This is a genomic window from Bradyrhizobium sp. AUGA SZCCT0160 (assembly GCF_018130105.1).
Classification (GTDB): domain Bacteria; phylum Pseudomonadota; class Alphaproteobacteria; order Rhizobiales; family Xanthobacteraceae; genus Bradyrhizobium.
On record NZ_JAFCMD010000011.1, the window covers coordinates 113,481 to 129,706 of the forward strand.

At 63.4% G+C, this 16,226-nt stretch carries 15 protein-coding genes; 4 read left to right on the plus strand and 11 right to left on the minus strand.

Annotated features, from left to right (window positions below; translation table 11 throughout):
• Positions 1 to 53 precede the first annotated feature (53 nt).
• Positions 54 to 413 carry a DUF1236 domain-containing protein gene (locus tag JQ558_RS19015; protein WP_212210979.1) on the plus strand — a complete coding sequence of 120 codons (360 nt, stop codon included), beginning with the start codon at positions 54 to 56 and terminating at the stop codon, positions 411 to 413.
• A gap of 227 nt (positions 414 to 640) precedes the next feature.
• Here the strand turns inward: JQ558_RS19015 and JQ558_RS19020 are convergent, their stop codons facing one another.
• The 7 genes from JQ558_RS19020 to JQ558_RS19050 all read right to left on the minus strand — a co-directional run bounded on the left by JQ558_RS19020 (position 641) and on the right by JQ558_RS19050 (position 7,103).
• Positions 641 to 1,243 (minus strand): methyltransferase domain-containing protein, encoded by a 603-nt coding sequence (locus JQ558_RS19020; protein WP_212294543.1) that lies wholly within the window; start codon positions 1,241 to 1,243, stop codon positions 641 to 643.
• Positions 1,244 to 1,246: 3 nt separating this feature from the next.
• Complete coding sequence (glyS, locus tag JQ558_RS19025) at positions 1,247 to 3,451, minus strand: glycine--tRNA ligase subunit beta (protein ID WP_212294544.1); 2,205 nt, start codon at positions 3,449 to 3,451, stop codon at positions 1,247 to 1,249.
• A complete protein-coding gene (locus JQ558_RS19030; protein WP_192735210.1) occupies positions 3,451 to 4,386 on the minus strand; it encodes a glycine--tRNA ligase subunit alpha in 936 nt (311 codons plus the stop codon). Before JQ558_RS19030 ends, glyS begins: the two co-directional genes overlap by 1 nt.
• Positions 4,387 to 4,570: 184 nt before the next feature.
• Positions 4,571 to 4,762 (minus strand): hypothetical protein, encoded by a 192-nt coding sequence (locus JQ558_RS19035; RefSeq protein ID WP_192735211.1) that lies wholly within the window; start codon positions 4,760 to 4,762, stop codon positions 4,571 to 4,573.
• 114 nt (positions 4,763 to 4,876) lie between these two features.
• Complete coding sequence (locus JQ558_RS19040) at positions 4,877 to 5,788, minus strand: S49 family peptidase (protein ID WP_212294545.1); 912 nt, start codon at positions 5,786 to 5,788, stop codon at positions 4,877 to 4,879.
• A gap of 270 nt (positions 5,789 to 6,058) precedes the next feature.
• The gene (locus JQ558_RS19045) at positions 6,059 to 6,838 is read right to left on the minus strand and encodes a methyltransferase (protein WP_312015006.1); all 780 of its coding nucleotides are present in this window, start codon (positions 6,836 to 6,838) and stop codon (positions 6,059 to 6,061) included.
• A 37-nt stretch (positions 6,839 to 6,875) separates the two neighbouring features.
• Entirely contained in the window at positions 6,876 to 7,103 is a 228-nt protein-coding gene (locus JQ558_RS19050; protein ID WP_044540085.1) for a DUF2007 domain-containing protein, read from the minus strand.
• Between the two features lie 133 nt (positions 7,104 to 7,236).
• Between JQ558_RS19050 and JQ558_RS19055 the strand changes: the two genes are divergently transcribed.
• Both JQ558_RS19055 and JQ558_RS19060 read left to right on the plus strand, forming a co-directional pair.
• Positions 7,237 to 8,244 (plus strand): polyprenyl synthetase family protein, encoded by a 1,008-nt coding sequence (locus JQ558_RS19055; protein WP_212294546.1) that lies wholly within the window; start codon positions 7,237 to 7,239, stop codon positions 8,242 to 8,244.
• A gap of 117 nt (positions 8,245 to 8,361) precedes the next feature.
• Positions 8,362 to 8,994: a LysE family translocator gene (locus JQ558_RS19060; protein ID WP_212294547.1), complete on the plus strand. Its 633-nt coding sequence runs from the start codon at positions 8,362 to 8,364 to the stop codon at positions 8,992 to 8,994.
• On the opposite strand, the gene JQ558_RS19065 is transcribed toward JQ558_RS19060, so the two are convergent.
• The 3 genes from JQ558_RS19065 to JQ558_RS19075 form a co-directional block, all read right to left on the minus strand.
• Positions 8,991 to 9,875, minus strand: coding sequence for a 4-(cytidine 5'-diphospho)-2-C-methyl-D-erythritol kinase (locus JQ558_RS19065; protein WP_212294548.1), 885 nt, complete (start codon positions 9,873 to 9,875; stop codon positions 8,991 to 8,993). The genes JQ558_RS19060 and JQ558_RS19065 overlap by 4 nt on opposite strands.
• A 39-nt stretch (positions 9,876 to 9,914) precedes the next feature.
• The gene (locus tag JQ558_RS19070) at positions 9,915 to 11,696 is read right to left on the minus strand and encodes a tetratricopeptide repeat protein (protein ID WP_212294549.1); all 1,782 of its coding nucleotides are present in this window, start codon (positions 11,694 to 11,696) and stop codon (positions 9,915 to 9,917) included.
• 281 nt (positions 11,697 to 11,977) lie between these two features.
• Positions 11,978 to 13,639: an electron transfer flavoprotein-ubiquinone oxidoreductase gene (locus JQ558_RS19075; protein WP_212294550.1), complete on the minus strand. Its 1,662-nt coding sequence runs from the start codon at positions 13,637 to 13,639 to the stop codon at positions 11,978 to 11,980.
• 133 nt (positions 13,640 to 13,772) lie between these two features.
• On the opposite strand from JQ558_RS19075, the gene JQ558_RS19080 reads away from it, so the two are divergent.
• The gene (locus JQ558_RS19080) at positions 13,773 to 14,606 is read left to right on the plus strand and encodes a uracil-DNA glycosylase family protein (protein WP_212294612.1); all 834 of its coding nucleotides are present in this window, start codon (positions 13,773 to 13,775) and stop codon (positions 14,604 to 14,606) included.
• Between the two features lie 97 nt (positions 14,607 to 14,703).
• Here the strand turns inward: JQ558_RS19080 and JQ558_RS19085 are convergent, their stop codons facing one another.
• Complete coding sequence (locus tag JQ558_RS19085; RefSeq protein WP_212294551.1) at positions 14,704 to 16,212, minus strand: glycosyltransferase family 39 protein; 1,509 nt, start codon at positions 16,210 to 16,212, stop codon at positions 14,704 to 14,706.
• Positions 16,213 to 16,226: the final 14 nt, after the last annotated feature.

Here is a 16,226-nt window from a genome sequence, read left to right on the forward strand (position 1 = left end):
GCCCCGGATTGTACGCTGGCTAGCCGGCGTTCTTCTGCACGAGGGAGTACACTATGCAGAATAGACTACTTGCCATCGCAGCTATCGCCGGCGTGATGGCTGCACCGATCGCAGCACAGGCGCAGAGCGGCACCGTGGGTGTCGGTGGCGGCGGCACCGTGGTGATCGGCGAGCATGAGGGCATCTCCGTCAACCAACGCCCGGCGTTCCGGGAATATGTCGTGCGTGAGCGCGTGCCGACTTTCACCATTCCGGATCGCGTGACCGTGGGCGGTGTGCTGCCGGAAGCCGGCATCACCTATTACGACGTGCCGCAGACCTATGCGGCAACGCCCTATCGCTACACCGTGGTGAACGGCCAGACGGTCCTGGTCGAACCGCGTTCGCGTCGCGTCGTTCAGGTGGTCGACTAATCCCACTAGCCTGAACGACAGTCCGGGCGCCGCGCAAGCGGATGTGCGCGAGATACGACCGGACAAGAAAGCCCCGCCCGGTTTCCCCCCTGGGCGGGGCTTTTCTTTGTTTGTTTTCGTCATTCCGGGATGCGCCTCTTGGCGCAGGCCCGGAATCCATTCATCGACGTAACCTGCCGGTTAATGGATTCCGGGCTCGCGCTGCGCGCCCCGAAATGACGATTTGCCTATTCCCTGATCTCCAGGCCCGGCTTCTTGGCGACGAGACGGTGAATCTTCTTGCCCGAGGAGGCGCTGACGACCTCCTCATCGAGCAACAGCGCCGCCGACTTCAATTCCGCCAGCACCAGCGCCGCATCGAACGCCGCGTAGAGACGCCCCTGGGAATCGCGCAGGTCGGAATTGTCGGTAATCCGCCAGCTCAAATAAAGAATGCCGCTGGGCTTGACCGCGTTGAGCAGCCGGCGAACGGCGACCGCTATCTGCGCGCGATCGAGATGCATGATCACCGTCTCGCACAGCACGTTGTCGTAAGTGCCGATGCCCTTCAGGTCGGGCAGTCCGGCATGTGCGAACTTCAAACCGGGATAACGCTGCCGCGCCTCCGCCAGCAGGCCCTCCGAGGCGTCGAAACCGGTGGCGGAAAAGCCGTTGGCGTTGAGCCAGGCCACCTCGCGGCCGCAGCCGCAGCCGATATCGGCTGAACTGCCGCCGCGCACGAAGAAGCGCTCGACGATTTCGTGCAGGTCAACGGGCGCCGGCTGGTCGTGCCAGTCCCTGGCGAACGCCGCCGCATCTGAATCGTAAGCGGCCAGCGTCTTCTGATCCACGTGTCAGCCCTCGATCTTCGAAAAGTCCGCCACCGCGCGCGTCGCCGCGCGGATTTCGTTCAAGAGCTTCAGTCTGTTCTCGCGCACTTTTGGTTCATCGTCGTTGACCTTGACCTTGTCAAAGAACGCATCGACCGCCGGCCGCAGCTTCGCCATCGCGCCCATCGCGACGGCAAAATCTTCCTTGGCCACCGCAGCACCCGCCTCGCTCTTCACCTGATCGATCGCCTTCGCCAGCGCCTTTTCTTCGTCGAGCTTGTAGAGCGAGACGTCCGGCGCGCCGTCGAATCTACGCTTGTCCTTTTTCTCTTCGATCGAAAGAATGTTGCTGGCGCGTTTTGTCCCCGCGAGCAGGTTCTTGCCGTCGTCGGTGTCGAGGAATTTGCCGAGCGCCTCGACGCGGCGGACCACGGTAAGCAGATCATCTTCTTGCTGAAGCGATCGCGCAGCCTTTATGAGGTCGTGCCGCGCACCAATCGCTCGGAATTGAACTTCCAATCGATCAACGTGAAAGTCGAGGAGGCCGAATATCCGATCCCGCGCCGCTCTGCTCTCTTCCACCGTCGCTTCACCAGAAAACCCTTTGCCCTTCATATCCAGAAAGACTTCGATGTCCGCCAATTGAAATACATCGGTCAAAGAAATCTTGACCTGGTTATCGAGAATCAATCGTATCACGCCCAGCGCGGCTCTCCGCAACGCATACGGATCCTTACTTCCGGTCGGTTTCTCATCGATCGCCCAGAAACCAACCAACGTATCGATCTTGTCGGCAAGCGCCACGGCAACACTTACCGGATCGTTCGGCACCCGATCCGCCGGACCCTGCGGCTTGTAGTGATCTTCGCTTGCGGCAGCGACTGACGAATATTCGCCCTGCGCCAGCGCGTAATACTTGCCCATCAAGCCCTGCAACTCCGGAAACTCGCCGACCACCTCAGTCAGCAAGTCCGCCTTTGCAAGCCGTGCGGCACGACCGACTTTTAGGATATAATCCTGCTCGTCGGCAAAATCTTCAGGCTTGAACTGCTTGCCGTCGAAGAACGTCTCGCGCTGAGCCCACAGGAGCGGCGCGACCTTTGACGCCAGATGCTCGATCCGTCTGATACGCGCTGCCTGCGTGCCGAGCTTCTCGTGAAACACGATGTTCTCGAATTTCGGCAGGCGCTCTTCGAGCTTCGTCTTCAGGTCTGTCTCGTAGAAAAACTTCGCATCGCTCAACCGCGCGCGGATCACGCGCTCGTTGCCGGCGATGATGGCCTTGCCGCCGTCCGTCGCCTCGATGTTGGCGGTGAGGATGAATTTGTTAGTGAGCTTTCCGGTCTTGGGATCGCTGACCACAAAGCATTTTTGGTTGTTGCGGATGGTGGCGCGGATCACCTCGCCGGGGATCGACAAAAACTCTTGGTCGAACGATCCCATCAGCACGACAGGCCATTCGACGAGGCCTGACACCTCGTCGAGCAGCACCTGGTCCTCCACCAGCTCAAAGCCTTGCGCGAACGCCAGTTGCTTGGCATCGGCTAGGATGATGTCTTTGCGCGCCTGCGGGTCGAGCACGACCTTGGCGGCCTTCAGCTTGGCCTCGTAATCCTCGAAGCGGCGCACGGAGATCGCCGATGGCGCCAGGAAGCGGTGACCATAAGTGGTCTGGCCGGCCTCGATGCCGTCGATCGAGAATTTTACGATTTCCGGTTCTTCGGTCTCCGGGCCGAAGGTCGCGATGATCGAATGCAGCGGCCGCACCCAGGTCAGCGCGCCTGATTTGGCCGAGCGTTCGCCCCAGCGCATCGATTTCGGCCATGGGAAGGTGCGCACGATCACGGGCAGAATTTCCGCGATCACGTCGATCGCGGCGCGGCCGGGCTTTTCGATCAGCGCGATGTAGAAATCGCCCTTCGGGTCGCGCTGGATCTTTGCCTCGTCGAGCGAATTAAGGCCGGTCGCTTTCAGAAAACCCTGAACGGCCGCATCGGGCGCGCCGATTTTCGGACCCTTGCGTTCGGTCTTGAGATCGGGCTGCCGCGCCGGAATGCCGTGCACCGTCAGCGCCAGCCGCCGCGGCGTCACGAAGGCTTTCGCGCCCTCGTAGACCAGCCCTTCGGCGACGAGCTTGTCGGTGACCATGCGGCGCAGATCGTCGGCCGCCTTCGCCTGCATGCGCGCGGGGATTTCTTCGGAAAACAGTTCGAGCAAAAGATCAGGCATCAGGACGCCCTGCCCGCTTCGGTGTGGACCCAGGCGTCGCCGCAGGCTTTTGCGAGGTCGCGCACGCGCCCGATGTAGCTTTGCCGTTCAGTCACCGAGATCACGCCGCGGGCATCGAGCAGGTTGAAGACATGGCTCGCCTTGATGCACTGGTCATAGGCCGGCAGCGCCATCAGGTGTTCCTTCTGGTTGCTGCCACTCTTCCAGCCGGCTGCGAGATACTTCTTGCAGGCCTCTTCGGCCATCACGAACTGCTTGAACAGCATTTCGGAATCGGAATGCTCGAAATTGTGCAGGGAATATTCCTGCTCGGCCTGCAGGAACACGTCGCCATAGGTCACCTTGTCGGCGCCCTCGCGGCCGTTGAAGTTGAGGTCCATGACGTGGTCGACGCCCTGCAGGTAGCAGGCGAGCCGCTCCATCCCATAGGTGAGCTCGCCGGCCACCGGCGCGCATTCGACGCCCGCGACTTGCTGGAAATAGGTGAACTGGCTGACTTCCATGCCGTCGCACCAGCATTCCCACCCGAGACCCCAGGCACCCAGCGTCGGGCTTTCCCAATCGTCCTCGACAAAGCGGATGTCGTGCAGGCTGGAATCGAGGCCGATCGCGGCGAGCGACTTCAGGTATAATTCCTGAAGGTTCGGCGGCGATGGCTTCATGATCACCTGATACTGGTAATAGTGCTGCATCCGGTTCGGGTTTTTGCCGTAGCGGCCATCCTTGGGCCGACGCGAGGGCTGCACATAGGCGGCCCGCCACGGCTTTGGCCCGAGCGCACGCAAGGTCGTCGCGGGATGAAAGGTGCCCGCGCCCATTTCCATGTCGTAGGGCTGCAGGATCACGCAGCCCTGTTCGGCCCAGAACCGCTGCAGAGCGAGAATGAAGCCCTGGAACGAACGTTCCGGGCGCATGTGGGCAGGCAATTCGTCCATCGGCAGAATCGGTCTCGCGAGGGGGTTTTGGGCGCGCGGGACCGTATCGGCGGGGAAGCGGGGAATCAAGGCGATGTGCTGTTTCCGTCATGCCCGGCCTTGTGCCGGGCATCCACGTCTAAAAGCACGGAGAGAAGAAAGACGTGGATGGCCGGGACAAGCCCGGCCATGACGCATTTTCAAGCTACCCCGGCCGATAGGCCCCGGTGACGGGATCCCGCCGCAGGGTCGGAATTTCGCTGGTTTGCGCAGATTCCGAGACGCGGGCCAGCCTCGCTTCTTCCAGCTCCCGGTTGATCCGGACGGCAGTCTTGTAAGCCCAGCGGACCACGGCGAGCCCACCCAGGGCCCCTGCGAATGCGATCAACGGTGGCATCGGTCGATCCTTGTCGTTCACGTCGGTCACGCCCCCAATGGCTGCATTCTCGCGCAAGCCGGGCTGCGCCGCAATTCCCGCCTTTAGGACTAAATGGCGCGCCTCTCCCGGGTTCTAAAACCCGAATTTGGCCCAAATTGCCCTGGTTTCGAGCGCGGAAATCAGCTCATCCGGCAGGCTCCCGATGCCGTCGAGGGCGCCCATGGAGCCCGCCCCCGGCGACCGCCGCCCTAGCAGGCCGGACAGCATTCCGCTGGCGGGCGCGACCACGGGGGTCAGCACCTTGTCGCCGTAGCGGGTGCGCAGCGTCGAACGCAAATCGCCGATCGCATCGGCAAGGCCCAGCGACACCGAGGTTTCGCCGGCCCAATATTCGCCGGTGAACAGCGTGTCGTCCGCGCCCTTGAGGCGGCTGCCGCGGCTCTGTTTGACCAACGCAATGAAGATGGCGTGGATCTCGCGCTGGAGCGCCTTGATGCGCGCCACGTCATCGGGGTTTTCGGGGAGGAACGGATCGAGCGTCGCCTTGTGGGCGCCCGCCGTATAGAGCCGTCGCTCGACGCCGATTTTCTTGATCAGCTCCTGGAAGCCGAACGTGCCGCCGACCACGCCGATCGAACCGAGGATCGAGGACGGATCGCAGAAAATCTCGTCGCCGGCACAGGCGATCATGTAGCCGCCGGATGCGGCGACGTCCTCGACGAACACCAGCACCGGCAAATTCTTTTCGGCGGCGAGTTGCCTGATCCGCAAATAAATCTGGCGCGATTGCACCGGCGAGCCGCCGGGTGAATTGATCACGAGCGCAACCGCCTTGGCATTCTTGGTACCGAAAGCGCGCTCCAGCGTCTTGGCGACACCGGCGAGCGACATGCCCGGCCGCAGCGGCGTCACCGCGCCGATCACGCCGGACAACCGCACCACCGGCACCACCGCGACCCCGCGGCGGAATTTGGCCGGGACCCATCCCTTCAGCCGCTCGATAAGGCCCGGCAATCCCACGCGATCACTTATTTGTTCACTCATGCGGATACCTCGAATTAACCATTTTTTATCACGCCACTGTCATTAGAAGGGCTGGAACGAATTAGGGCTGGAAGGCCTTTTGCAACGTGGCCGGTACGGCTGCAATGGCGCAGCGGAGAGTGACATGAAAATCTACCTGCTGATATTGTTGATCGGCACCATCCTGACCGCGGTTCACTTCACCAACACTCCGAAACGGCAGTCGGAAACCCTTCCGCAATAGGCTTTTCCGCTTCGCCTCGCGTTCGGGACATCAGTTCTCGGCCACCTCTAGGGGGTTGCCAGCGGCAATATCCCCCTCCCCGCTAAAATCTCCTGCACCTCTTTATTGGGCACCCCTCGCTCACCATTGAGCATCAGTCCGGCATGAATTCGAGTCGGCGCGCGACCGCCCTTGATGGCGCGAACCAGGATTCGATTCGCAGGCGCCTTCACATCGCCGTGAATGGGCAAAATTTCCAGACTGCCAAAACCGTGATCGAGCGCCGCCAGCACCTCGGCAATCCCGTCGGCGCGCCAGATCAGCGTCAGCATGCCCCTGGATTTGAGGATGCGGCGGGCTGCATGAATCCAGTTTGAAAGCGTGGTGGATGTCGCGACATGCGCGATCCCGCGCGCGCGGTCCGGCGAGACCCGATGCCGCACGGAATCGTTGAACGGCGGATTCATCAACACGACATCGACGCTATCAGGATGCAAATTGACCGCGGCGTAGGCGTCGGCGGCCGCTTCGACGTCGAGCACGATGACCTCGGCGGCAAGCGCGTTCGCCTCGGCATTGGCGCGCGCCAGGCTTGCGAGATCGGCGTCGATCTCGACCAGCGCGAGATCGATTTCCCCGACGCGCCTGGCCACCGCCAGCCCTGCCGCACCAACACCGGCGCCAAGATCGGCCACACGATTGCCTGAACGTGCCGCCGTCGCCGCAGCCAACAGCATGGCATCGTGCCCGGCGCGGTGCCCCGATCTCAGTTGCCGCAAGCGCAAGGCGCCGCCGAGAAACGCGTCCTCGGTGACATCCAGATTATTGTTTTGACGCGTTTTCTTCACGCGAACCGGTTCCCACTTCGCTCGAAAACGCTATGCCTTACTCATCCGCCCGCAATTCGTGGGCAAGCCCGGCATCGGTCAGAAGCTGGCGCGCCTCGCGGTTGTCGTCTTCATGGACCAGGATGCGACGTGGCAGCACGCCGAGCGATCCCTCGATGATGCTCATGTTCTGGTCCAGCACCAGATGATGGATATTGGCGCCGTCGAGCAGCGCGCCGACCGCGGAAACCAGCACAATATCGTTGGTCCGAACCAATTCCCGCAATTTGCGCCCTCCTTAGGCTGGCCCGGTCCGAGCCCGGCCGGTACCTGTCAACCACTACGTGCCCTTGCCGCTTCAGCCTGCACTTTCTATTGTAGATAAGGATAGTGCAGATTGGCCAGATTTGGAGACCCGCGTGGCGGTTATTGTACCCTTCGAAAGCCCAAACGCTTCGATCGATGGGCTGGTCGGGCTTGTCGCCGCCGACATGGAGCGGGTCAACGCCACGATCCTGTCGCGGACCGGTTCCGAAGTGACCATGATTCCCGAGGTCGCCAACCACCTTATCTCCTCCGGGGGAAAACGGCTGCGCCCGATGCTGACGCTGGCGATGGCCGGCCTCACCGGCTATTCCGGCGACGGCCATATCAAGCTCGCCGCCTCGGTCGAGTTCATGCACACCGCAACCCTGCTCCATGACGACGTGGTCGACGAGAGCGAATTACGGCGCGGCAAATTGTCCGCGCGGATGCTGTGGGGCAATGAGGCGAGCGTGCTGGTCGGCGACTTCCTGCTCGGCCAGGCCTTCCGCATGATGGTCGAGGTCGGCTCGTTGCGGGCGCTCGACATCCTGTCTTCGGCGGCCGCCACCATCGCCGAGGGCGAGGTGATGCAGCTCGCCGCAGCAAAGAACACCGCGACCACCGAGGACGAATATCTCGCTGTGATCCGCGGCAAGACCGCGGAATTGTTCGCAGCCGCCTGCGAGGTCGGCCCCGTGATCGCCAACCGGCCGAAGGCCGAGCAGACCGCGTGCCGCTCGGTCGGCATGAATCTCGGCATCGCGTTCCAGCTGGTGGACGACGTGCTGGACTACGGCGGCAAATCGGCAAAACTCGGCAAGAACGTCGGCGACGATTTCCGCGAGGGCAAGATCACGCTGCCGGTGGTGCTGGCGTTCCGCCGCGGCAACGCCTCTGAGCGCGCGTTCTGGGTCAAGGCGCTGGAGCGCGGCGAGATCGGTAGCAACGATCTCGATCACGCCATCGGGTTGATGACCAAGCATCGCGCGCTGGAGGATACGATCAGCCGCGCCCATCATTACGGCGCGATGGCCGTCGATGCGTTGGCGCTGTTTCCGGCTTCCCCGATGAAAACCGCGCTCGAGCAGGTGGTGGCGTTCTGCCTGGCCAGGTCGCATTGATGGCTTCGCAGGCTTCGTAGGATGGGTAGAGCGCAGCGAAACCCATCACTTGCGATTTTGCGGAGAGGCGATGGGTTTCGCTTCGCTCTACCCATCCTACAGGTAGGATCGCACTAAATGAGCGGCACGAATTTTTCGCTCTTCCTGGTCGCCGCGCTGATCATCGCCTTCGTGCCTGGTCCCGGGATCTTCTACGTCGCCGCGAGGACGCTGTCGGGCGGCCGCAAGACAGGTATTGCCTCGACATTCGGGACCGCGCTTGGCGGGCTCGTGCATGTGATCGCAGGCGCGCTGGGGGTGTCCGCGATCATCCTGGCCAGCGCCGAACTTTTCACGGTGCTCAAACTTGCCGGCGCGCTCTATCTGGTCTGGCTTGGCGTCCGGACGTTTCGCGAGGGCCGACAGGCGATGGTGGAGGCGATCAGCCCGGCCGGCGCGCGACAGGCGTTTCGCGAGGGCGTGCTGGTCGAAGCCCTGAACCCAAAAACCGCGGCGTTCTTTCTGGCGTTCATTCCGCAATTCATCGATCCCGCCGGCAGTCATCCTGCGCTGCAATTCGTGGCGCTCGGCCTGATCTCGGTCTTGCTCAATACACTCGCCGATGTCGTCGTGGTGATGATGGCCGCGACCGCGCGAGCGGGCCTGGTGAGCAGACCATTTCTCGCTCAACGCCTGCGGCAGGGCTCGGGGCTGTTCATCGCCGGGCTAGGTGTTTCACTGGCGCTGGTGCGGCGGCCCGTGGCGAGCTAGCTCAACGTTCCCGCGTGCACCCACCAGCCGGGGTGCTCGCGCCGGATCTTCTCCGCGGCGCGGCCGGCGTCGGCGGTGTTTTCATAGATCGCAAAACAGGTCGCGCCCGAGCCCGACATCCGTGCCAGCCAGGCGCCATTGGTGGCGTTGAGCGCGGCGATCACCTCACCGATGACCGGCTGAATGCGCATCGCCGGCGCTTCCAGGTCGTTGGTACTGGCCGCCAGGACTTCGACCCAGTCTTCGACCGAGGCGCCGGCTTCCGGCCAGTCGATGCCCCGGAAAACGTCGGTGACGCCGACCAGCAATTCGCCGCTACGCAGGCCGAGTGCCTTGAATACGTCCTTGGTCGGAACGGGAACGCAGGGGTTGATCATCACGCACGGCATGATCGGTAGGCTGAGCGGCGTCAGGGTATCGCCGACCCCGGTCATGTCGCAGGCGCGCGACGCCAAGCAGACCGGCACGTCGGCGCCGGTCGCAAGCGCTACCTCGCGCAGCCGCTCGTCATCGAGCGATAGCCCGTTCAATTTTGCCAGCAGCCGAAGCGCGGCCGCCGCATCCGCCGAACCACCGCCGATGCCTGCCGCGACCGGCAGCACCTTGTCGAGCGTAAAACTGCCGGACTTCAGGCCCGGCACCCGCTCTGCCAGCAGGCGCGTCGCCTTCAGCACCAGATTGTCCGACGTCTCGCCGCAGGCCTGCGCCAGCGGTCCGGACATTTGCAATGTCAGCTCGGAACCCGGCGTCAGCGTCAGCCGATCGGCGCAGTCGGCAAACGCCACCACGCTTTCCAGGTCATGAAAACCGTCGGTGCGGCGGCCAACCACCCTCAAGGTCAGGTTGACCTTGGCACGCCCCTCATCAATCAACGCCAGCATAGCCGAACAAGCCCCCCAAGCCTTCGATCTAGCCGCCCTCTAACCACCCCTGCCGTCTTCTTTTTTCTTGTCGGCGGAAGCCGCAGACGACGTGTCCTCGGGCAGGCCGTTGGCGATCTTGGCCTCGATCTTCGGCAGTTCTTCCGCCTCGGGCTTCAGGTCGCGGGCGTGGGCCCACTGGAACTTGGCTTCCAGCGTGCGGCCGACGCGCCAATAGGCGTCACCGAGGTGGTCGTTGATGGTCGGATCCTCGGGCTTCAGATCGATCGCGCGCTCGAGGTTCTTCACCGCGTCCTCGAAATTGCCGATGCGGTAGAACGCCCAGCCCAGCGAGTCCACGATATAGCCGTCGTCGGGACGCTGATCGACGGCGCGCCTGATCATCTTCATGCCTTCGTCGAGATTGATGCCCTGATCGATCCAGGAATAGCCGAGATAGTTCAGCACATGCGGCTGTTCGGGCTGCAACTCGAGCGCCTTGCGCATGTCGGCCTCGGCCTTGCTCCACTGCTTGGAGCGCTCCTGGCAAATGCCGCGATAGTAATAGGTGACCCAGGTGTTCTTGTCGGTCACGCCGGGCATCACGTCGATCGCCCTGGAATAGGTCGTCGCGCAATCGGCGAACTTCTTGCGGCCGCGCTCGATATTGCCGAGCGCCATGATGGCTTCGATGTCCTTGGGGTCTTCGGCGGTGACGTCCTTGAGGATCTTGATCGCCTGCTCGCTGCGATCGGCGGCGTCGAGATTGGTGGCGAGCTGAATCTGCGCGTTGCGCTTCAGCGGCGAACTCGCCGGCATGCGCTCATAGATCTTGATCGCCATCGGCGGCTTCTTCACCGACTCATAGAGATCGGCCAGCGAGAGCAGCGCCAGCGGATGGTTGGGCTGCAGATATAGCGAGAGCTGCAGATAGACCAGCGCCAGATCCTCGCCGCCGCGGCGGGTCAGCGTGGCCCCGATGCCGTACAGCGCCTCGGCTGCACCTGCCTGCGCCGATTCGATCAGCGGCGGCATCTTCTTGCCGGCCCGCGTCTCGCGCAGCGCCTCCTGTACCAGGGGATGCCGTGGCAGCTTCTTGTCGAACGCCTCGTAGATGCCGATTGCCGCCGCCGAGTCCTTGTTGCGCGACAGCCAGCGCCCATAGGCGTCGGACACGCGCAGCATGGAATCGTCGAGCTTGTAGGCGCGCTCGAAGCGGGCGCCGGCGTCCTTTTCCTTGTTGGCGAGTTCCAGGATCATGCCGGTGTGCAGATCCTTGAAGATCGGATACCACTCCGGTCCCGTCAGCTTGTCGATATTGGCGACCGCCGCTTTGGAATCACCCGCGCCGAAGCTGGCCCAGCCCGACAACAGCGTCGCGACCAGATCGGTGATCGGTCCGCGGATCGACTGATTGATGTTGATCTGGGCGGTCGCGTATTTCTTCTGCTTCAGGTCGCGGACGCCGACGACCAGCCGGGCCACGCGATTGGATTTGTCCTGCGTCAGGATGCGGTCGGCGAGCTTGACGGCCTCGTCGATGTCGCCATCCGCGAGCGAGGAGATGAAGGCGCGGTCGAGCAGTTCGTTGTTCTTGGGATCGGTGCGCAGCGCCGAACGATAGAACGCCGCGGCCGAGCTGGCGTCGCGTTCGACGCTGGCATGACGCGCGGCCAGATAGCTGCCGGACGTGGTCAGCGATTTCAGATCGCTCTTGCTCGGAAACTGCGCCGAATTGTCGCCGGTATGCTCGGGCGTCTGCGCCAGCAGCGAGCCGGGCGCGGCAAGCGCGGCGACGGTGACAGCGGCGATGGTCCAGCGATTGAAACGAGTGGAAAGCATCACGGTTCGCCTAGCTCCAGGATTTATGGCGGAATCTTTTCGATCGCTCTCGAATGCGGACATACGCGGCGGCATCAAGGCCCAGCAACAATGCCGCTTTTGGCGTTCAACCGCAAGGATACGAGGTGGCGAATCGATCGCAGCAGGGTCCCCGTCCGCCGTCGTTCCACCCCTTTTGGCCAGCAGCCCCGGAAGACGCTTGTACTGTGGCGGTATCGTGGCCGGCGCCGGGGTTACCCGGACACCTGCGCGCCCTCCGCCAATATCTCACGTAATCGTGGTCACATCGCCTGGTAATTGGGCCCGCCGCCGCCTTCCGGCGGAACCCAGGTGATATTGCCGTTCGGGTCTTTGACGTCGCAGGTTTTGCAGTGGACGCAGTTCTGGGCGTTGATCTGGAAGCGCGGACCGGAGGCCTCCTCGACCCATTCGTAGACGCCTGCCGGGCAATAGCGGTTGGACGGACCGGCAAAGACGTCGTGCTCGGAGGTCTTCTGCAGGGTCATGTCGGCGACCTTGAGGTGGACCGGCTGGTCCTCCTCATGGTTGGTGTTGGACAGGAATACCGACGACAGCTTGTCGAAGGTCAGCTTGCCGTCCGGCTTCACCGGCGCGATCGGCGTGTGAGCCTTGGCTGGATCCAGCGTCTTGCGGTCCGGTTTGGCGTGCGACAGGGTTCCGAACAGCGAGAAGCCGAACAGCGTGTTGGTCCACATATCGAGGCCGCCGAGCGGTACGCCGATCAGGGTGCCGAACTTCGACCACAGCGGTTTGACGTTGCGGATCGGGTAGAGGTCCTTGCCGACCTGCGAACCGCGCCACGCATTCTCGTATTCGGCCAATTCATCATTGGCGCGGCCGGCGGCGAGCGCGGCCACGAGGTGTTCGGCGGCGAGCATGCCGCTGCCCATCGCGTTGTGCACGCCCTTGATGCGCGGCACGTTGACAAAGCCCGCGGCGCAACCGATCAGCGCGCCGCCCGGAAAGCTCAGCCGCGGCACCGACTGGTATCCGCCCTCGGTGATCGCGCGCGCACCATAAGCCAGCCGCTTGCCGCCTTCGAACACGGTGCGGATCGAAGGATGAGTCTTGAAACGCTGGAACTCGTCGAACGGCGACAGATAGGGGTCGTCGTAATTGAGATGCACAACGAATCCGACCGCGACCTTGTTGTCGTCGTAGTGATAGAGGAATGACCCGCCGCCGGTCGAATTGTTGAGCGGCCAGCCGAACGAATGCTGGATCAGGCCCTTCTGATGCTTGGCCGGATCGATCTCCCAGACTTCCTTCAGCCCGATGCCGAATTTCGGCGGCTCGCTGCTCGCGTCGAGCGAGAACTTCGCGATCAATTGCTTGGAGAGGCTGCCGCGCGCGCCTTCGGCGAACAGCGTGTATTTGCCGAGCAGTTCCATGCCGCGGGTGAACGAATCCTTGTGGCTGCCGTCTCTGGCGATGCCCATGTCGCCGGTCGCAATCCCGCGCACCGCGCCCTTGTCGTCGTAGAGCACTTCGGTCGCGGCAAAGCCCGGATAGATCTCGACGCCGAGCGCTTCGGCCTTCGGCGCCAGCCAACGGCACACATCGCCGAGCGAGCCGATATAGCAATGATGATTGTCCATCAGCTTCGGCATCGCGAAACCCGGCAGCCGGATCGATCCGCCGCCCGTCATCCAGTAGAAGCGGTCGTCCTTGACCTGCGTCTTCAGCGGGCAATCGGCGTCCTCGCGCCAGTCCGGAATTAGTTTGTCGAGCGAGACCGGATCGATCACGGCACCCGACAGAATATGTGCACCGACTTCGGAGCCCTTCTCCACCACGACGATATTGAGATCGGCATTGAGTTGCTTGAGACGGATCGCAGCCGCCAGGCCGGACGGCCCGGCGCCGACGATCACGACGTCAAATTCCATGGACTCACGCGGCGGTAATTCTTCGGTGCTCATGTTCTGGTCTCAGCCCAATTGAGAACGGCTCTAAGGTTCGTTTGTTTCCGATTTTTGCGCCGAGAACAACCATCGAAATGAAATCTCAGGCATTTCGCTGCCACCGAATACATCCTAGATTGGAACGATGTCCATCGCGCCCGAACCCTCCCCTACCGTTCAGCAATTGCTGGCCTTTTATCTGGAGGCCGGGGTCGATTGCGCGTTGGCCGATGAGCCGATCGACCGGCTTGCCGAGCCCGACAGCGCTACCATCGCCGCGCCACGCGAAGCCGCGCCACAAAGACTGGTGCGGGAAATGCCCGCGGCGCCGCCGGCAGTTTCGCGCAGCGAAATAGCGCCGGCGCCGGAAGCCGCCATCGCCTCGGCGCGGGAAATGGCCCGAACCGCGCCGTCATTGGAGGCGCTGCGCGCGCTGCTGGAGAATTTCGACGGCTGCGCGCTCAAGCACACCGCAACACGGCTGGTGTTCTGCGACGGCAATCCGCAGGCGCGAATCATGTTCGTCGGCGAAGCCCCCGGACGCGACGAGGACATCGAGGGGCTGCCGTTCGTCGGCCGTTCCGGCAAATTGCTCGACCGCATGATCGCGGCGATCGGGCTCGACCGCAGCAAAGCTTATATCGCCAACGTGATCCCATGGCGGCCGCCCGGCAACCGCACGCCGACGCCGCAGGAAACGCAAATCTGCCTGCCGTTCATTCAGCGGCAGATCGAGCTGGTCAATCCGGACGTGCTGGTGACGCTCGGCAACCCCTCGACGCAGACGTTGCTGTCGACCCGCGAGGGCATCATGAAGACCCGCGGCAAATGGTTCGATTACGACACCGGCACCCGCTCCATCCGCGCCATCGCGACGTTCCACCCGGCCTATCTGCTGCGCTCGCCATCGTACAAGCGGATGTCGTGGCAGGATCTGCGCGCGATCGCGAAGGAATTGGAGAAGGCAGGAACTCCCTCATCCTGAGGAGCCCGCACTTGCGGGCGTCTCGAGGGATGAGGCCCGGGTGTTGCCTCATGGTTCGAGACGCGCGAAGACGCGCTCCTCACCATGAGGATCGGGTTCAAGGCGCCTTCGGCCGCACGATCGCCCAGCCGACGCGCAGCAGCGGCTGCCTGCCATTCACCATCCATTCGAACGCGCGCGGCACTTCCGGCACGAGGCCCGGAAACCGCCGCGCGATCTCGGGAGGCGGCGCGCCTGACGTGTCCGATGCGCGCCAGAGCACGACGCCGCCGGTTTCATTGAACTTCGCGAGCGAAAGCCACGGTGTGCGTTCCGGCGTGGCGTCGAGCAACAGATGCGGCCGGCCCTTATCCATTGCGACGAAGCTCGCGAGCTGCGGATCGCCGGCCACCGCGCGCAGCCGCTGGTTGGTGCGCCGCTCAAAACTGTCGCCGAAGAAATGCGCGATCGTCCGCGCCGGCAGCGAGGTCGACACTTCGGCGCCGCTGGTCCAGGGCAGAAACAGCGTGGCCGCGATGGCCACGAAAGCCGGTGCCGCGACCGCCGCGGCCCAGACCGTGCGGAGCAGCCGCTGGCGCCGCAGATACACCAGATCGCCGGTCGCGACGATCACGGCCAGCCCCGACATCAACAGGGCAACGCCGGCGCCGCCGGTGACGCGCTCGAGGTTGAACACGCCGGCAATCAGGCTGCCAAACAGCGCCGGGGCGATCGCGAACGTGTAGACGAATTGGCGCGCCAGCGGATCGATCTGCCGCCGATAGATGATCGGCGCTTCCTCGGCCTTGCGGACAAACGCGCCGGAGTTGAGGATCACCATCAGCACGATGCCGGTCGTTGCCAGCAACAGGCCGCCGAGCAGCCCGCCCCAGTGCATCGCCCGGCCCGAGAGATCATCGATGGCAGGCAAGGGCGGCATCGCCAGCACGTCGGCGCGAACGACCCAGATCAGATAGGGCAGCACCAGTACGACGATCACCAGAAGTGCATAGAGCGGATCGAGCGACATCAAGGTGCGCCGCCCGCGCGCGGTGGCGACGGCAAATCCTGCGATCAGCAGCAACAGCCCGAGCGCGGCCGATGTCGTCAGCAGCAACAAGCCTGCCTCGATCGACCATGCGAACCAGGCGCTGCGCCGGTTCTGGCCGATCAGTCGCCAGGAATGCAGCAACAGCAGCGCCCACAGCGGGCGCGCCAGCACCAGCGGGCCGAATTCGACGCCGGGCGAGCTGAAGGCCACCACCGTCATGCTCAAGAGCACCGCGAGCACCGCCTGCTGACCACCGACGATGGCGCGCGCGAGCTGATAGAAGCCCCAGAAGGTGACGACCGCGCAGATCTGCGCCAGCAGATAGACCCCGAACACATGATTGCCGGCCGCGCGGAAGGCGATGTCGGCAAGCCAGAACGCCAGCGGCGGGCCGAACCAGGTCCCGACCTGATATTCCCTGCCGAACGCCAGAACGGTGGCGATATCGCCGGGTGGGCTGCGATAGAGCAGCATCGGCAGGATCAGCCACATTGCCGCCTGCAGCAGCACCACGAGCCAGACCACCAGCCGCGGCCGGGCGCGGATCAGTTCGACAACCAGGGAGGTGAAACGCATGAAACGTCCGAAAT